Below are 14,614 nucleotides of genomic sequence, written 5' to 3'. Positions count from 1 at the left end.
CCCCCATGACCATACTGGACAGGCTCGATGCTCAGCTGGACCTCAGCGAGAGCGAACGCATGCTATTCGACAGCGTCTGCACCCTCGCGCGGGACCAGTTCGCACCGAAGGCTTCGCATTACGACGAAACCAGCGCGTTTCCCTGGGAAAACGTGCAGGCGATCAACACCCTCGGCCTCAATGCCATGTTCATTCCGGAGGCCTATGGCGGCGCCGAGCTGAGCTATCGCGCCTATCTGGCCTGCGTCCGGGAGATCAGCCGCGCCTGCGCGTCCACCGGCATCATCTGGGCGACCAACTTCCACGCCATCAAGCCGGTGGTGGCCTTCGCCAGCGAGGAACAGAAGGCGCGTCTCCTGCCGCGCATCGCGGATGGCGGCCTCGCGGCCCTCGCCATCACCGAGCCCGGCGCGGGGTCCGACGCCACGGGCATGAAGACCCGGTTCACCCCCGATGGGGACGACATCATCATCGATGGCGGTAAGTGCTTCATCACCAACGGCGACGTGGCGGATCTCTATCTCCTGTTCGGCAAGTGGTCCGAGATCGAGGACCCCAAGGCGGCGATCTCTGTGCTGGTGCTCGAAAAGGGTACTCCCGGCCTTTCCGTGCTGGGCACGGAGAAGAAGATGGGACACCGCGCCTCCAGTACGGCGGTCCTCGCCTTTGACGGCTGCCGTGTCCCCCGTGCGAACCTCATCGGCGCGCCCGGTGAGGGGCTCGACATCCTTTTCGGCTCTCTCAACCGGTCGCGCCCGAGCGTCGCCGCCCATGCGCTGGGCATCGCGCGGAGCGCGTTCGAGCGGGCTGTCGCCTACGTCAACGAGCGCAGGCAGAACGGCCGGCGCATCATCGACAACCAGGGCATCCAGTTCCTGCTCGCCGATCTCGCCACGGACATCGTGCTGGCCGAGAGCTGGCTGTGGCGCGTGGCGGACATGGTGGAGAGCGGCACGGACGATTTCGGCATCGAATCCTCCATGCTGAAGATGAAGGCGACGGACGTCGCCATGCGCGTGACCGAAGAGGCCGTCCAGCTGTTCGGCGGCTACGGCTACTGCCGGGAATACGAGGTGGAGCGCCTGATGCGCGACGCCAAGATCACCCAGATCTGGGAGGGCACCAACCAGGTGCATCGCCAGCTGATCGGCCGATCGTTCGCGCAGAAGAAGAGCAACCGCTGATGTTCGACCTCAAGCCCGACGGCGCGAAGGCCGTCCTCACTTTGTGCCGCCCGCCGGTCAATGCCATCAACGCGGAATGGCTCACAGGCTTCCACGCCTTGCTGGACCAGCTGGAGGGCGCGGCTGGATTGTCGACCCTCCTGATCCGCTCTGATCAGAAGATCTTCTGCGCCGGCATGGATCTCGACCACGTCCGCGCCCTCTTCGCCCGTGCCGACGGCGCGGATGCCATGGTGGGCGACGTGTCCGAGTTCCAGCGCCTGTTCGCCCGCATCGAGGCCCTTCCGGCCGTGGTGGTGTGCGAGATCGGCGGCGCGGCACTCGGCGGCGGCCTCGAACTGGCGCTCGCCTGCGACATCCGCATCGCATCGCACAAGGCGAAGCTCGGCCTCCCCGAAGCGCGCCTCGGGCTCATCCCGGGTGCCGGCGGCACCCAGCGCCTGACGCGCCTGTGCGGACGGGGAATCGCCTCCCGCATCATCCTCTCCGCAGACACGCTTGACGGCGCGACGGCGGAGCGGCTCGGCCTCGTGCAATGGTCCTGCCCCCCGGAGGCGCTGGAGGCGACCGTAGAGGCGGTGGTCACCCGCATCGCCGGGCTCCCGCCGGCGGCCGTTCGCGAGGCGAAGGCCCTCATCGCCGCAGCCGGCGACCCGGCGCGAGACGGATACGCCGAGGAACGCGAGGCGGATCGCCGCTTGTTCGATCAGGCCGACACACGAACCCGCATCGCCGATTTTCTCGCCGGTGCCCGCTGAGGAGCGCGTTTCATGGACTACACGGATATCCGCTACGAGGTGGCAGACCGCATCGCCACCATCACCATCGACCGCGAAAAGCGGCTCAATGCCTTTCGCGGACGCACGGTGGAGGAGTTGCTGCACGCCTTCCGCGCCGCCTGGGCGGATGACGATGTGGGGGCGGTGATCTTCACCGGCGCGGGCAACAAGGCGTTCTGCGTCGGTGGAGACCAGAAGGAATTCGTCGAGACCGGAAGCTATGGCCTGAGCCAGAACGGGCGCTGGGAGATCGAGGACCTGCACGTCGCCATCCGCTCCATTCCCAAGCCGGTCATTGCCGCGGTGAACGGCTTCGCCATCGGTGGAGGCAACGTGCTGGCAGCGGTGTGCGACGTGGCGATCGCCGCCGAGCACGCCCGCTTCGGACAGGTCGGGCCGCGCGTCGGATCGTTCGATGCCGGCTGGGGCACCCATCTCACCCGGCTCATCGGCGAGCGCAGGGCACGCGAGATGTGGTTCTTCTGTCGCCAGTACACGGCGACGGAGGTGGAGCGCTGGGGCCTTGTCAACAAGGTGGTGCCGGGGGACAGCCTGATGGCCGAAGCCACGGCCTGGGCGCGGGAGACTGTCGCACTCAGCCCGACGGCATTGAAATTTCTTAAATGTGCGTTCAATTTGGAGACCGGTGGACTGGGCGCGCAGGCGCTGTTCGCCGATGCCGGCCTCCAGCTGTATCTGGAATCGCCGGAGTGCCAGGAGGGTCGGGTCGCCTTCGCCGAGAAGCGTGCCCCCGACTTCGCGGCCAGACGGAAGGGATAAGGGGCTGGATGGATCAGACCGTGCTGCCAACGCGTCGACCCGCCCGCAAGAGCGGGACGACGCCGACGCGCCGCCACCGCAAGACGGAGCAGCGGCGCCAGCAGATTTTCTCCGGGGCGCTCAGCTGCTTCGAGCAGAAGGGCTACCATGAGACCACGGTCGCCGATATCGCGGCCGCCGCGGGCGTCAGCTCGGGCCTGATCTACCAGTATTTCAACGACAAGCGAGACCTGCTTTTCCAGGTGATCCTGGAAATCCTCGAAGCCTACAACCGCGACGTCCCGAGCGCGCTGATCGGCGTCAAGGACCCGCTGGAACGGCTCCAGGCCGCGGCGATCGCCTATTACAAGGTGATCGATCAGCGCGTTCAGGCCACCCTGTTCGCCTATCGCGAGAGCGCCTCCCTTGAGAAGGAGCAGATCGCGATCCTGAAGTCCAAGGAGCTTCAGACCAACCAGTTGATCGTGGACTGCGTTCTGGAATGCGAACGCGCCGGCTTCTGCATGGACGTCGATCCGGAACTCGCCACCTACTGGATCATCAACTCCGCCCACGCCTGGGGGCTCAAGAACTGGCGGCTGCGCAAGGTCATCAGCTTCGAAGACTATGCCCGCAAGACCCTTGGCGTCATCATCCGCGGCATGTTGAACGACGCGGGCGAGGCGCATTTCTCACGCCACAACCTGCTGGATGGCCGCCCGCTCTGATTTCCGCCACCGCCCCTGTGCCAAGGGCCCGGCCGGAAGGGCGGATGCCGGACAATGAGCCGGCATCCGGTCGCCCGGGCCTACTTCTTCATGAGCAGAGGGCACTCCCCCTCGGCGAGCGGACGGAATGCATCCTGCGGATCGATGCGGGCGACGATCTCGTAGAGATCCCAGGGCTCTTTCTGCTGCGACGGCGCCTTGATCCGCGCGAGATACGCGGGGCGCATCAACCGGCCGTCGGCGCGGATTTCGAGGTTGTCGCTGTAGAAATCATTCACCGGCGTCGCCCGCATCTTGTCGACCACCGTCGTGACATCCGTGGTCCCCGCCGCCTTCACGGCTTTCAGATAATGGGTCACCGCGCTGTAGACGCCGGCGTGCGCCTCGGTCGGCATCACCTTGTTGCGGGCGAAGAAGCGGCGCGAGAAAGCCGCCGCCTCGGGGTTCTGGTTCCAGTAGAAGATGGTCGAGAATTCAAGCCCCTGCCCCAGCTGGGTGCCGATGGCATAAGCATCGGAGACCAGAAGCATGCCCACCACCAGGCGCTGGCGGAGGGTGATCTGGAATTCGGACGCCTGCTTGATGGCGTTCACCGTGTCGTTGCCCGAATTCAGGATGGCGACCGCCTTGGCCCCGGAGCCCTGCGCCTGGAGCAGGAAGGAAGAGAAGTCCGTGGTGCCCTGCGGATGATAGACGACCCCGACCACCTTGCCGCCCCGGGCCTCGATGACCTTGCGCGTCTCCTCCGCCAGCGAGCGCCCGAACGCATAGTCGGAAGCGATCAGGAACCAGCTGTCCACGCCCTGCGCCAGCAGCGTCTTCGGCAAGGCGTTGGCGAACATGTAAGTGTCGTGGGTCCAGTGCAGGCCGTTGCGGGTGCAACTCTTGCCGGTGATGGCCGTGCTCGCCGCCGAAGCGAAGAGCGCGATCCGGTTCTTTTCCGCCGCCAGCCCCTGCACGCTCAGGGCAACCGCAGAATTCCCCATGCCCGTCATCACCTGCACCTGATCCTCGTCGAACCAGCGGCGGGCGATGGCCGCGCCGATATCGGCCTTGTTCTGGTGATCGGCCCCGAGCACCTCGATCGGCCGACCGAGGACGGTGCCGCCGAAGTCTTCCGCAGCCATGCGGGCGGCATCGACCGTCGGCGGACCGAGGGCCGACGAAAGATAGCCGGAAATGTCGGTAAGCACGCCAACGCGGACCGGGCCGGTCGATCCGTCGGCCGATGCGGCCGGCAATCCGGACACCGCCATAAACCCTGCCGCAAGCGCAGCCAGCAGAACAGCTCGCATGTTTCCTCCTCCTGAATCTTGATTCATTTTTGAGGCGGCGCGGTATTCCGCCCGTCCCTACCCTGCCGAAGCGGTGGCCGTGTCCACCTCAGCCCGCTGTCGCAACAGGAACTTCTGGATCTTCCCGCTGGCCGTGCGGGGCATTTCCGCGATGATCTCGAGACGCTCGGGGAAATAGGTTCGGGTCACGCCGCACGTGGCGAGAAAGCGGGTCATTTCGGCCATGTCGAAGCCGTCCGTGCCCCGCAAGGTGACATAGGCACAGGCGCGTTCGCCGAGCCGCGGATCCGGCACGGCCACGATGGCCGCGTCGGCGATCGCCGGGTGGCGGTACAGCACGTTCTCCACGTCTGCGACCGGGATCTTCTCGCCACCGCGAATGACGATGTCCTTGGCGCGGCCGGTGATTCTGAGATAGCCGGCGTCATCCACGTAGCCGAGGTCGCCGGTCTCGAACCAGCCGTCCGCATCGGTGTCGTTGAGGTCGGGACGCTTGAGATAGCCGACGAAATTGAACGCCCCCCGCGCCTGCAATCGCCCCTCCACGCGGGGTGGCACTGGCACGCCGCTGGAATTCACGATGCGGATCTGCGTGCCGGGGAGCGGCGCGCCGTCGGTGGCGGAAACCCGCTCGGCGCTGTCCGAGGGGTGGGAGATGGTGACGAGTGCCACCTCAGTCATGCCCCATGCCGAGCCGATGCGGACGCCGAGGCGCTCCGCCGCCCGTTCCACAAGCACTTTCGGCACCGGTGCTCCGGCGAGCAGAAAGGCGTTCAGCGACCCAAGATCTGCCCCTTCCGCCTCCTGAACGCCGAGGAGATCCGTCAGGAAGGTGGGGGCGGCGACGCTGAACGTGGCGCGTTCCGCCGCAATCAGCTGCGCCGCACGCTGCGGCACCCACTGGTCCAGGTAGACGACGCGGGCACCAAGGAAGATCGGAAGGAAGATCCCCCAGAGATAGCCGGTCTGGTGCGCGAGGGGCGACGCCATGAAGATCGTGTCGCCGGCGCCGAGACCATTGCGCTCCGCAAAGGCACGGGTCGCGGCGAGAAGCGTGTTCGAGGTCTGCATCACACCCTTGGGCGCGCCCGTGGTGCCCGAGGTGAACATGATTTCCGTGACGGCGTCGGCATGGGTGAAGGCCTTCGGGATGGCCACACCGGACGGCAGCCCCTCGAAGCCGCCCGGTGCCGCCTCGTCGACCACGACCACATGGCGAAGCCCGGGAAGGTCCTTCCGCACTCCATCAAGGAGACACGGATAGTCCACCTGCCGGAAGCTGCGGGGAATGAAGAAAATCCGCGTGTCGCACAGGCTGAGCGCCGCCTTCAGCTCATGGGCCCTGGCGGTGGGCATGAGCGGATTGACGATGCAGCCGAGCCGCGTGCAGGCGAGCACGATGGCTGCGAACTGCCACCAGCACGGCAGTTGCACCGACACGATTGTGCCCGGTTGGGCGCCGAGTGCGGCAAGGCCGGCGGCGATGCGCTCCACTTCCCCGGCGAGTTCGCGATAGGTGAGGCGCGTCACGCAGCCCCCGTCCTTCCGGGCGGACACGATCGCCTCGGCATCCGGGTGGGCCAGGACGGCGCGATCGAGGCAATCGACGAGGCGTTCGTCCGTCCAGAAGCCCTGCTGCTTCATGCGCGCGATCCGCTCGGACTGAAGCACGACGCCCAGCCGGGCAGCGATCGTCTCGGGCGCAAGATCCTGATCCATCTTTCCCCACGATTATGAATAGGCATCCACATGCCAAATCCCCGCGGGAAAGGTATCAGCGAGGAACTGTTCACACAATAAAATTGACTACTCATTTATTTTTTGTTCGAGTGCCGATGGAGGGCTCAATGGAAAAGATGATCGAGACCGTGGTGGAAGACGGGGTTGCGCGGATAACGCTCAATCGCCCGCACGTCCTGAACGCGGTCAATCTTCAGATGATCGTGCAGCTTCGTGCTGTCCTGAGCGAACTGCGCCACAAACCCGATGCCCGGGTGCTCCTGCTTACCGGAGCGGGCCGCGCCTTCTGCGCCGGCATCGACCTCGGCGCGCCTTTCATGCAGGAGGAGGAGGGCCAAGCGGACCCGAGCCGGCGGTTCCGGGCCCTGATGGATGACGCCATCAACGGCCTGATGCGTGACCTCTATGCCTTCGACCGGCCGAAGATTGCGGCGGTCAACGGCGCCGCCGTCGGGGGCGGCTGCGGGCTTGCCCTGGTCTGCGACATGGTTCTTGCAGCCCGGTCGTCCTACTTCCTTTTCCCGTTCGCACTGCGTCTCGCGCGGGTGCCTGACATGGGGATGACCTGGTTCCTGCCGCGACTTCTCGGCCGCAGCCGGGCCCTCGGCCTTGCCATGCTTGGCGATCGGTTGCCGGCGGCACAGGCGGAGCAGTGGGGCCTCGTCTGGAAGTGCGTCGAGGACGAGGCGTTACAGGGCGAAGCGACGGCACTGGCGCATCGCCTCAGAGAAGGCCCGCCGCGGGCGTTCGCCGAACAGACCCGGATTCTCGATGCCGCCCCCTTCAACTCGTTCGGCGACCAGCTGGACCTTGAACGGGACGTTCAGGCCGCGCTGGTCTGCACGCCGGACGCCATTGAGGCGGTCCGGGCTTTCCGGGAGAAGCGCCCAGCCCATTTCGGCTGGCCGGCGAACCCCACCGAAGGCCAGTCCCAGCAAGAGACCCAGCCGCGCGTGAAACATCGCGGCGGCGGCGCCTGAGCCTCCCGAAGGCGGCGTCAGACCGCGCGGCCAGGACAACCCGAACCGACAAAACAAGAATGGGAGGAGAACCAAAATGGATCGCAGGACATTTCTGAAGGTCGGCGCCGGTGTTGCGGTGATGTCGCCGGGTGCCGTGCTGGCCAAGGACGATTTCCCGAACCGTCCGATCCGCCTCGTCGTGGGATTTCCGCCGGGCGGTCAGTCCGACATCTTCGCGCGCCGCTACGCCGAACGCGTCAGCCCCCTCCTCGGCGTCCCGGTCGTCATTGACAACAAGCCCGGAGCCTCGGCGAGCATCGCAAATGCGTCGGTGGCGCGGTCTACGCCGGATGGGTACACGCTGTCGTTCGCGACATCGAGCCTGATCCTCTACGCCCTGCTGAACTCCAAGGCCGGTTACGACCCCGTTTCGAGCTTTAGCCCCATCGCGATCGTGGGGGAGACGCCGATGGTCATCGGCGTCAACAAGGCCAAACTTCCGGCCGAGAATCTCGAAGCCCTCATCCGGGAGATCAAGGCCAATCCGGGGAAATACTCTGCCGCGTCCACCGGCATCGGCGCCATCGCGCACTATTCGCTCGAGCTTTTCAAGATGGAGGCGGGCGGCCTCGACCTCGTCCACGTGCCCTACACCGGAGGCGCGGCAGCCCTTTTGGGTCTCATCAGGGGAGAGGTGGACCTCTTCATCGAAACGCTGACGAGCATGCTGCCCTATTCCCAGGAGAGCGGCCCCCTTCGCCTGCTCGCCTATTGCAGCGACAAGCGGGCCTCATACGCGCCCGCCATACCGACGACCCGCGAGGCGGGCCTTCCCGGCATGCTGGCCAGCACCTTCAATGCCGTCCTCGCTCCGGCCGGCACCCCGGCCGCGGTCGTCGGCAAGCTGGCGGACATCACGCACGACGTCATGTCCAAGACCGCCTTCCAGGACGAGATTCGCGCCTCGCTGATCGACCCGATCGCGGATTCGAACCCCGTCAGCGCGAAAGACTACATCGCCAGCAATCTGGAAAAATGGCGGCTCGTCACGGCGAAGGCGAAGATTTCGCTGGAATGAAGCACAATCCGGGGCGCCTCAGTCCATGACATAGTTGAGGCAGAAGCGGCCGCCCTCCACATTGACCACCTCGCCGGTCATGAAGCTCGAGTCCGGGCCGGCGAGGAAGGCTACCACGCCTGCGATCTCCTCGGGAGTTCCCACCCTGCCGATTGGCGTGCGGGACAGAATACGGCGGCGCGCGGCTTCGTCTCCCAGCAGCCGCTCCCGGGTCATTTCCGTCACAACCGTGCCCGGCGCAACGGCGTTGACGCGGATGCCGTGGCCGGCAAGGCCGAGAGCCATGGATCTGGTCAGCGACACGACCGCCCCCTTGGACGTCGCATAGGGGACGCTGGTCGGCGTCGACATGGTCGCGCTCACGGAGGCGATGTTGACGATGGCGCCCCCGCCGTTTCCCATCATCAGCCGTGCCGCGGCCTGCCCGCACAGAAGGACGGACTTGACGTTGACCCGGAGCGTCTCGTCGAGGACGGCCTCTGTCAGCTCAAGGAAGTGGGCGGGAATGTTGATGGCGGCATTGTTGACCAGCACGTCGAGCCGGCCATGTTGGTCCCTGACCGCCTCGAAGACGGCGGCAACCGCCACGGCCGAGCCGACGTCGCACGCCATGAAGGAGGCCCGGGGTCCCAGCGAGCCGATGGTCTCCTTGGGCTCGACGCGGTCAAGCAGGATGGTGGAATAGCCATCGGCGAGGAAACGCCGGGCGCAGGCAAACCCGATGCCTCGCCCTGCTCCCGTCACCACCGCGACTTTTGGATCTGCGCGGGAATTCATTGGCATGTCCTCCGAAAGTTTGGCCTGCGTGAAGACTGGGCTGCGAGGCCGGAGGCGCCATCAACGCCGACGGCCCCCACTTCAGCCGCGGCTGACGGGAGGCGTCGGAAGGGGAACGGACGAGGTCAGGCCGCCATCGACCGGGAGGATCACACCCGTGATCCAGCGGGCCGCCTGGCTCGCCAGGAACAGGGTCGCATAACCCACGTCCCACCCCGTCCCCTCGATCTTCAGGAGGTTGTTCTCCCGGCGCTGCAGCCGCATCTCCTCCGACATGCCACGGGTTGTGACCATCGGCGTGAAGACGTTGCCCGGCATCACGCTGTTCACGCGAATGCCCGCCGGCCCATAGTGCGATGCCATGGCGGTGGTCATTCCCAGCACAGCGCTTTTCGTGGCGGGGTAACACAGGCTCGGATGTCCGCCGCGTTGCGCCACGATGGACGAGACATTGACGATCGCCGCGGCGGACGAACGCCGCAGCGCGGGAACCGCATGGCGGGCCATCAGCATCACCGACTTCACGTTGATCCGGAAGGCGTCGTCCCAGGCCTCCGGATCGACGTCCTCGGCGGTCCCGGCGGGGCCGACGATCCCGACATTGTTCACGAGCACGTCGAGCTGCCCGAACCGCTCCAGCGCGCCATTCACGATCTGCGCGCAGCCGGCCGGGTCCCCCACGTCCGCGACCACCCCCAGGCCGGGAACACCGGTCTCGGCGATCATCGCCAGCGTGGCGTCGAGCGCCGAAGCGTCGCGATCCGCGGCCACGACGCGCGCGCCCGCCTGCGCCATCAGCACCGCGATGGCGCGGCCGTTGCCGATCCCCTCGCCGCGCGATCCCGCACCGGTCACGACGACGGTGCGGCCATCCAGCCGAAACGGGTCCTGGCGCTGGGCCGCGTGATCGGTCTGCCGGGGGGTCAGAGGGTCGCCTCGCTGCCGAGGATCACCACGGCCTGACTGGACAGCATCCCGCCATTCCCCTGAGCGAACGCGAGGTTCACGTCGGCCTGCTGCCGCGCACCCGCCTCCCCGGCCAGCTGGCGGGTCGCCTCGATGATCGTGAACAGCCCATACATGCCGGGATGGACACACGAGAGCCCGCCGCCATTGGTGTTGACCGGCAGCCGGCCGCCAGGTCCGATTGCGCCATCCTCCACGAAGCGGCCGCCCTCGCCCTTCGGGCAGAAGCCGGCATCCTCCAGGAAGAGAATGGTGTTGATGGAGAAGGCGTCATAGAGCTCGACCACGTCGATATCCGTCGGCTTCACCCGAGCCTGCGCGTAGGCGCGGGGCGCAGCCTCGGCCACGCCCGTCACCGTGAGGTCGGGCATGTTGGTGATGTCGCGGTGCGTGACGGCGGAGGCCGCGCCGAGCACGTAGGCCGGCTTCGGCGTGAAGTCCCGCGCCCTGTCCGCCCGCACCATCACGATGGCACCGGCCCCGTCCGTAACGAGGCAACAATCCCTGAGCCCCAGCGGATCGGAAACCAGGCGCGCCGCGAGGCAGTCCTCAATGGTGAGGTCATCCCGCATGAATGCTTCCGGATTGAGCTTCGCCCAGCCGCGCGCGGCCACGGCGACCTCCGCGAGCTGCCGCCGCGTGGTGCCGTAGAGATGCATGTGGCGCGAGGCGGCAAGCGCATAGGAGGAGATCGGCAGGAGCTGCCGGTAGGGTCCCTCGTAGGGGGACGGGCGGTTCGACTGGACCAGCTTTCCCGAGGCGGTGCGCTGGTTGGACCCATAGGCGATGAGGGCCACGTCGCACTGGCCGGCGGCCAGCGCCATCGCGGCCCAGGCGACGTGGGTCTGGAAGGCCGACCCGCCGGTCCGGTTGTTGTCCGAGATGCGCGGCTTGATGCCGAGATACTCCGACAGGGTCAGTCCGGAGAGATAATCGTCGGGCAGGCCGATGAATACGCCATCCACGTCAGCCGGCGTCAGGCCGATGCGCGCGAGCGCGGCCACGCTCGCGTGCGCGGCGAGGTCCATGGAGCTGAGGCCCGGCGCCTCGCCCAACCCGTAGGTGGCATTGCTGACAATTGCGGTTCGACCGCGGGGAAAGGTGTCGTCCACGCTCTCGATCCTATCCTCAGATATTGGCTGGCTTGAACACGACGAGGGGCGCTCCGTCGCGCTCGATGATGGCAGCCTGGACAGGCATGCCGATGCGGATGTCCTCGTTCTCCATCTCGACGACGGTGGACATCATGCGAGGCCCCTCGGCGAGATCGACCAGAACGACGTTGTAGTTCGGCGTGGGCGGGCGCTGGCGCACGATGGTGCAGGCATAGATCGATCCCCGGCCCGAGGCTTCCACCCACTCGAGGTCGGTGGCTCCCGTCCGAGGCTCGGCGACGCGGGGATAGAAGACGTACCCACCCGTCGACCGTGACCTGAGAAGCATCAGCTTCCCCTTCGAAAGAAACTCCATGTAGTCCTGGAGTGGACGAATGTATCCCATGAGGCCTCCTGTTCGGCCGTCGCGATTGCTAGAAAAAAGGGGTGAACCCGCCTCAGACAGCGAGAAGGGAGCGGCTGATGATGTCGCGCTGGACCTCGCTGGTGCCGCCGAAAATCGTCACCGGTCGCGAGATCAGGTAGAGATGGTTGATCTCCTCAAACAGCACGCGCGTGGACTGGTCGTGATGTCCGGCCTGGTAGGGGGGCAGCACCTCCACCGCGTACTCCGCGGTGCGCTGGAAAAGCTCGGTGGATACAAGCTTCATCATGGAGAACTCGCTGTCGAGCTTCTCTCCGGCGACAAACCGCCCGCACAAGTCGGCATAGAGCAAACGCGCCACGTCAAGCTCGGACGCGAACCCCTTCATCCGGGCCGCAAACACGGGATCATCCGCGATGCTGCAGCGCTCCGCGAGGCTGTTCAGCATCTTCAGCGCGAGATCCGCGAGGAAGGGGCTTCCGATGCTGGTCCGCTCGAACTCCAGAAGAGACTTCGCGATGGACCACCCCTCGTCGAGCGTGCCAAGAAGCTGCGAAGACGGCACCCGGACATCGTCGAAGAAGACTTCGCCGAACTCGCTATCGCCTGCAATATTGCGGATGCCGCGCCGCGTGATTCCAGGCGCTTCAATGTCTATGAGAAGAAAGCTGATGCCCTGCTGCCTGCGTTCGTAGCGCCCGGTGCGGACCAGGGTGAAGATGTGCGTTGCGTCCTGAACGAACGTGGTCCAGATCTTCTGGCCATTGACGATAAAGTCGTCCCCGTCACGCACCGCTGTAGTCCGCAGGCTGGCGAGATCCGATCCTGCATTCGGCTCGGAATAGCCCTGACACCAGAAATTCGAGCAATCAAGAATGCGCGGCAGCAAAGTGGCCTTCTGCTCCTGCGTGCCATGACGCATGAGCATGGGGCCGAGCAGGGTTTCACCAAGGTCGAGCCAACGTGTGACACCAAGCCGTTCCAGCTCTTCGCGATAGATGAGCTGCTTGGCGAAGGACAGGCCCATGCCGCCGTGCTCTCGCGGCCAGCCCGGGGCGCGCCAGCCATGGACATTGAGCTTGCGCAGCCAAGCCTTCAGGGGGGCTCCGGCCAGCCGTCGCGCCGGACGCAGCATCTGCACATCGCAATGCTCTTCCAGCCACGCGCGCCACGCGGCCCGGAATTCGGCATCCGCCAGTTCCGACCGATGCGCCACGACGGAAGCGGAAATCTCTTCAAGCCGATTCACGGTCGCGTCCTCTGCCCTGGGTCGAGGTGGTCCGGTGAAGGCGCGCGCTGCCGAGCCATGCGGCCCCGGTCAACGCGGCCTTGTGGTAGAGCCCGATGTCGGCTTCATCGGAGAAGCCCATCGCGCCGTGCAGCTGAATGCCGGCACGGCTGGTTGCCACCGCCGCCTCCGATGCGCTCGCCTTGGCGGCGCTGATGGCTTCGTCTCCGGCCCCATGGGGACGACGAGCGTCCCGCAGCGCGGCCCGGGCCAGTTCAAGACCGATCTTCAGGTCCACCGCCCGATGCCTGAGGGATTGAAAGCGCGCGATCGCGCTGCCGAACTGGACCCGCGTCTCCATGTATCGCAATGAGATGTGCAGGCTCGCCTTGGCGATGCCGTACAGCTGCGCCGCCAGAGCGAGCTGGCCGCCGGCGATCATCCGCGCGGTTGCCCGCTCCACCTCTTCACCCCAAGCCAGAACCGCAGTCTCATCCAGGCGGACTTGCGCAAACGACACGGCGCCCATGCGGGTGCCGTCGACGAGCTGGACATGCTCCACCTCCACGCCCCGCAACGCGGGATCCACACGCAGCAACGCGCTCGCCCCGTCGAGCACGGCCGTGACGAGCCATTCGCCCGCGCTGGCAATGGCCGGAACGCAGACCTTGCGCCCGCGCAGCACAAGGTGATCACCGTTCCGCTCGACCACGGCATCCCTTGGAAGAGGAGCGAGGTTCTCCGCGGCCTCCTGCCAGGCGACGGTCACAAGGCGCTCCCCTGCGGCGATACCGGCTGCGATCTCATCCCCGGCACCCGGCAGGGCGGCGAGGAGAAGCGACGGCATCAGCGCCATGGCGATGAAGGGTTCGGGAAGGAGCGCGGCACCGAACGCCTCGGTGAGCACGCAAGCCGCGGAAGCGTCCATCCCGAGCCCGCCCTGGGCCTCGGGCAGACACATGCCGAGCCACCCCTGCTCGGCCATGGCGGCCCATATGTCCGAATCAAGGACCGGACCGCCCGCGCGTAGCCGCCCGCTGGATGCGCGCACCGCAAGGAAGGCCTCCGCGCTATCCCCGAGCAACCGCAATTCGCTGTCATCGACTATCTGGTCGTCTGGAAGCAACATAGCCGTCACGTCTTTTCCGCCCCTCAGAGACCATCCGCGAGGACGAGACGGGATTTCGTCGTTGCGCGACGAAGATCTCGCGGCGCCCGATACGCATCCGATTCATAGAACTGCATGGCGACGTCCATCGATGGGAACTCGATAACGACGATGCGGCCGGGCTGTTTTTCCCCTTCGACAAGCCGTGTTTCGCCGCCACGAGACAGATAGCGCCCCCCGAACGCGGAAATCGCTGCAGCGGCCTGGGGCAGATAGGTCGACGCGGCTTCCGCATCGATCTGATCCACCTCGCAAATCAAATACGCCGCCATTCGCGTCTCCCTGCCTGCATTTCACGGAATGCCTCGTGCCACGACGTGTCGCGGCCGATTTATGAACAGTGATTTATTGCGGGGTCGCGAATGTCAATGCCACGCCCGTCTCCAGGTCGCACGAACCTCAAAATGACACCATCGTGCAATCGATGGGGCGACCATTGACTTTATGCACCCACTCAACGCCATCTTGCTC

Annotated in this window: 15 protein-coding genes; 6 read left to right on the top strand and 9 right to left on the bottom strand. The window is 66.1% G+C overall.

Annotated features, from left to right (window positions below; genetic code table 11):
• The first annotated feature begins 5 nt into the window (after positions 1-5).
• From A37E_RS0115010 to A37E_RS0114995, 4 genes are read left to right on the top strand one after another with little or no spacing between them, the layout of a single operon-like run.
• Entirely contained in the window at positions 6-1,184 is a 1,179-nt protein-coding gene (locus A37E_RS0115010) for an acyl-CoA dehydrogenase family protein (RefSeq protein ID WP_029557349.1), read from the top strand.
• Positions 1,184-1,942: an enoyl-CoA hydratase/isomerase family protein gene (locus tag A37E_RS0115005; RefSeq protein WP_029557348.1), complete on the top strand. Its 759-nt coding sequence runs from the start codon at positions 1,184-1,186 to the stop codon at positions 1,940-1,942. Before A37E_RS0115010 ends, A37E_RS0115005 begins: the two co-directional genes overlap by 1 nt.
• Before the next feature lie 12 nt (positions 1,943-1,954).
• A complete protein-coding gene (locus A37E_RS0115000; RefSeq protein WP_029557347.1) occupies positions 1,955-2,743 on the top strand; it encodes an enoyl-CoA hydratase-related protein in 789 nt (262 codons plus the stop codon).
• Between the two features lie 8 nt (positions 2,744-2,751).
• Positions 2,752-3,450: a TetR/AcrR family transcriptional regulator gene (locus tag A37E_RS0114995; RefSeq protein WP_051679054.1), complete on the top strand. Its 699-nt coding sequence runs from the start codon at positions 2,752-2,754 to the stop codon at positions 3,448-3,450.
• An 80-nt stretch (positions 3,451-3,530) separates the two neighbouring features.
• On the opposite strand, the gene A37E_RS0114990 is transcribed toward A37E_RS0114995, so the two are convergent.
• Together A37E_RS0114990 and A37E_RS0114985 are read right to left on the bottom strand one after the other, a co-directional pair.
• On the bottom strand, positions 3,531-4,745 hold the full coding sequence (locus A37E_RS0114990) for an ABC transporter substrate-binding protein (RefSeq protein WP_029557345.1): 1,215 nt from the start codon (positions 4,743-4,745) through the stop codon (positions 3,531-3,533).
• A 57-nt stretch (positions 4,746-4,802) separates the two neighbouring features.
• Entirely contained in the window at positions 4,803-6,464 is a 1,662-nt protein-coding gene (locus tag A37E_RS0114985) for an AMP-binding protein (protein WP_051679053.1), read from the bottom strand.
• Positions 6,465-6,592: 128 nt separating this feature from the next.
• Between A37E_RS0114985 and A37E_RS0114980 the strand changes: the two genes are divergently transcribed.
• The gene (locus A37E_RS0114980; protein ID WP_051679052.1) at positions 6,593-7,465 is read left to right on the top strand and encodes an enoyl-CoA hydratase-related protein; all 873 of its coding nucleotides are present in this window, start codon (positions 6,593-6,595) and stop codon (positions 7,463-7,465) included.
• A gap of 76 nt (positions 7,466-7,541) precedes the next feature.
• Positions 7,542-8,525: a tripartite tricarboxylate transporter substrate binding protein gene (locus A37E_RS0114975; protein WP_029557342.1), complete on the top strand. Its 984-nt coding sequence runs from the start codon at positions 7,542-7,544 to the stop codon at positions 8,523-8,525.
• Between the two features lie 18 nt (positions 8,526-8,543).
• Here A37E_RS0114975 and A37E_RS0114970 read toward each other — a convergent pair whose 3' ends face one another.
• The 7 genes from A37E_RS0114970 to A37E_RS0114940 all read right to left on the bottom strand — a co-directional run bounded on the left by A37E_RS0114970 (position 8,544) and on the right by A37E_RS0114940 (position 14,415).
• Entirely contained in the window at positions 8,544-9,302 is a 759-nt protein-coding gene (locus tag A37E_RS0114970; protein ID WP_029557341.1) for an SDR family oxidoreductase, read from the bottom strand.
• Positions 9,303-9,383: 81 nt separating this feature from the next.
• Complete coding sequence (locus A37E_RS0114965; protein ID WP_197022985.1) at positions 9,384-10,157, bottom strand: SDR family oxidoreductase; 774 nt, start codon at positions 10,155-10,157, stop codon at positions 9,384-9,386.
• A 68-nt stretch (positions 10,158-10,225) separates the two neighbouring features.
• Positions 10,226-11,380: a thiolase gene (locus A37E_RS0114960; protein ID WP_029557340.1), complete on the bottom strand. Its 1,155-nt coding sequence runs from the start codon at positions 11,378-11,380 to the stop codon at positions 10,226-10,228.
• A 16-nt stretch (positions 11,381-11,396) separates the two neighbouring features.
• Positions 11,397-11,768 carry an OB-fold domain-containing protein gene (locus A37E_RS0114955; protein ID WP_029557339.1) on the bottom strand — a complete coding sequence of 124 codons (372 nt, stop codon included), beginning with the start codon at positions 11,766-11,768 and terminating at the stop codon, positions 11,397-11,399.
• A 52-nt stretch (positions 11,769-11,820) separates the two neighbouring features.
• Positions 11,821-12,996, bottom strand: coding sequence for an acyl-CoA dehydrogenase family protein (locus tag A37E_RS0114950; RefSeq protein ID WP_197022984.1), 1,176 nt, complete (start codon positions 12,994-12,996; stop codon positions 11,821-11,823).
• Positions 12,983-14,104 carry an acyl-CoA dehydrogenase family protein gene (locus A37E_RS0114945; RefSeq protein WP_029557337.1) on the bottom strand — a complete coding sequence of 374 codons (1,122 nt, stop codon included), beginning with the start codon at positions 14,102-14,104 and terminating at the stop codon, positions 12,983-12,985. The genes A37E_RS0114950 and A37E_RS0114945 overlap by 14 nt, the downstream gene beginning before the upstream one ends.
• Positions 14,105-14,127: 23 nt before the next feature.
• Positions 14,128-14,415 carry a DUF1330 domain-containing protein gene (locus A37E_RS0114940; RefSeq protein WP_029557336.1) on the bottom strand — a complete coding sequence of 96 codons (288 nt, stop codon included), beginning with the start codon at positions 14,413-14,415 and terminating at the stop codon, positions 14,128-14,130.
• Positions 14,416-14,614: the final 199 nt, after the last annotated feature.

Origin of the sequence: Xanthobacter sp. 91, from assembly GCF_000702385.1 — a bacterium.
In the GTDB taxonomy this organism is placed as follows: Bacteria; Pseudomonadota; Alphaproteobacteria; order Rhizobiales; family Xanthobacteraceae; genus Xanthobacter; species Xanthobacter aminoxidans.
The sequence above is the reverse complement of the archived record's forward strand: the minus strand, read 5'-3'. Positions and strand labels throughout refer to the sequence as shown.

Excerpts from the sequence above, each read along its gene's own strand:
- A37E_RS0115010 (WP_029557349.1), top strand. The coding sequence starts at position 6 with ATGACCATACTGGACAGGCTCGATGCTCAGCTGGACCTCAGCGAGAGC.
- A37E_RS0115005 (WP_029557348.1), top strand. The coding sequence starts at position 1,184 with ATGTTCGACCTCAAGCCCGACGGCGCGAAGGCCGTCCTCACTTTGTGC.
- A37E_RS0115000 (WP_029557347.1), top strand. The coding sequence starts at position 1,955 with ATGGACTACACGGATATCCGCTACGAGGTGGCAGACCGCATCGCCACC.
- A37E_RS0114995 (WP_051679054.1), top strand. The coding sequence starts at position 2,752 with ATGGATCAGACCGTGCTGCCAACGCGTCGACCCGCCCGCAAGAGCGGG.
- A37E_RS0114990 (WP_029557345.1), bottom strand. The coding sequence starts at position 4,745 with ATGCGAGCTGTTCTGCTGGCTGCGCTTGCGGCAGGGTTTATGGCGGTG.
- A37E_RS0114985 (WP_051679053.1), bottom strand. The coding sequence starts at position 6,464 with ATGGATCAGGATCTTGCGCCCGAGACGATCGCTGCCCGGCTGGGCGTC.
- A37E_RS0114980 (WP_051679052.1), top strand. The coding sequence starts at position 6,593 with ATGGAAAAGATGATCGAGACCGTGGTGGAAGACGGGGTTGCGCGGATA.
- A37E_RS0114975 (WP_029557342.1), top strand. The coding sequence starts at position 7,542 with ATGGATCGCAGGACATTTCTGAAGGTCGGCGCCGGTGTTGCGGTGATG.
- A37E_RS0114970 (WP_029557341.1), bottom strand. The coding sequence starts at position 9,302 with ATGAATTCCCGCGCAGATCCAAAAGTCGCGGTGGTGACGGGAGCAGGG.
- A37E_RS0114955 (WP_029557339.1), bottom strand. The coding sequence starts at position 11,768 with ATGGGATACATTCGTCCACTCCAGGACTACATGGAGTTTCTTTCGAAG.
- A37E_RS0114945 (WP_029557337.1), bottom strand. The coding sequence starts at position 14,104 with ATGTTGCTTCCAGACGACCAGATAGTCGATGACAGCGAATTGCGGTTG.
- A37E_RS0114940 (WP_029557336.1), bottom strand. The coding sequence starts at position 14,415 with ATGGCGGCGTATTTGATTTGCGAGGTGGATCAGATCGATGCGGAAGCC.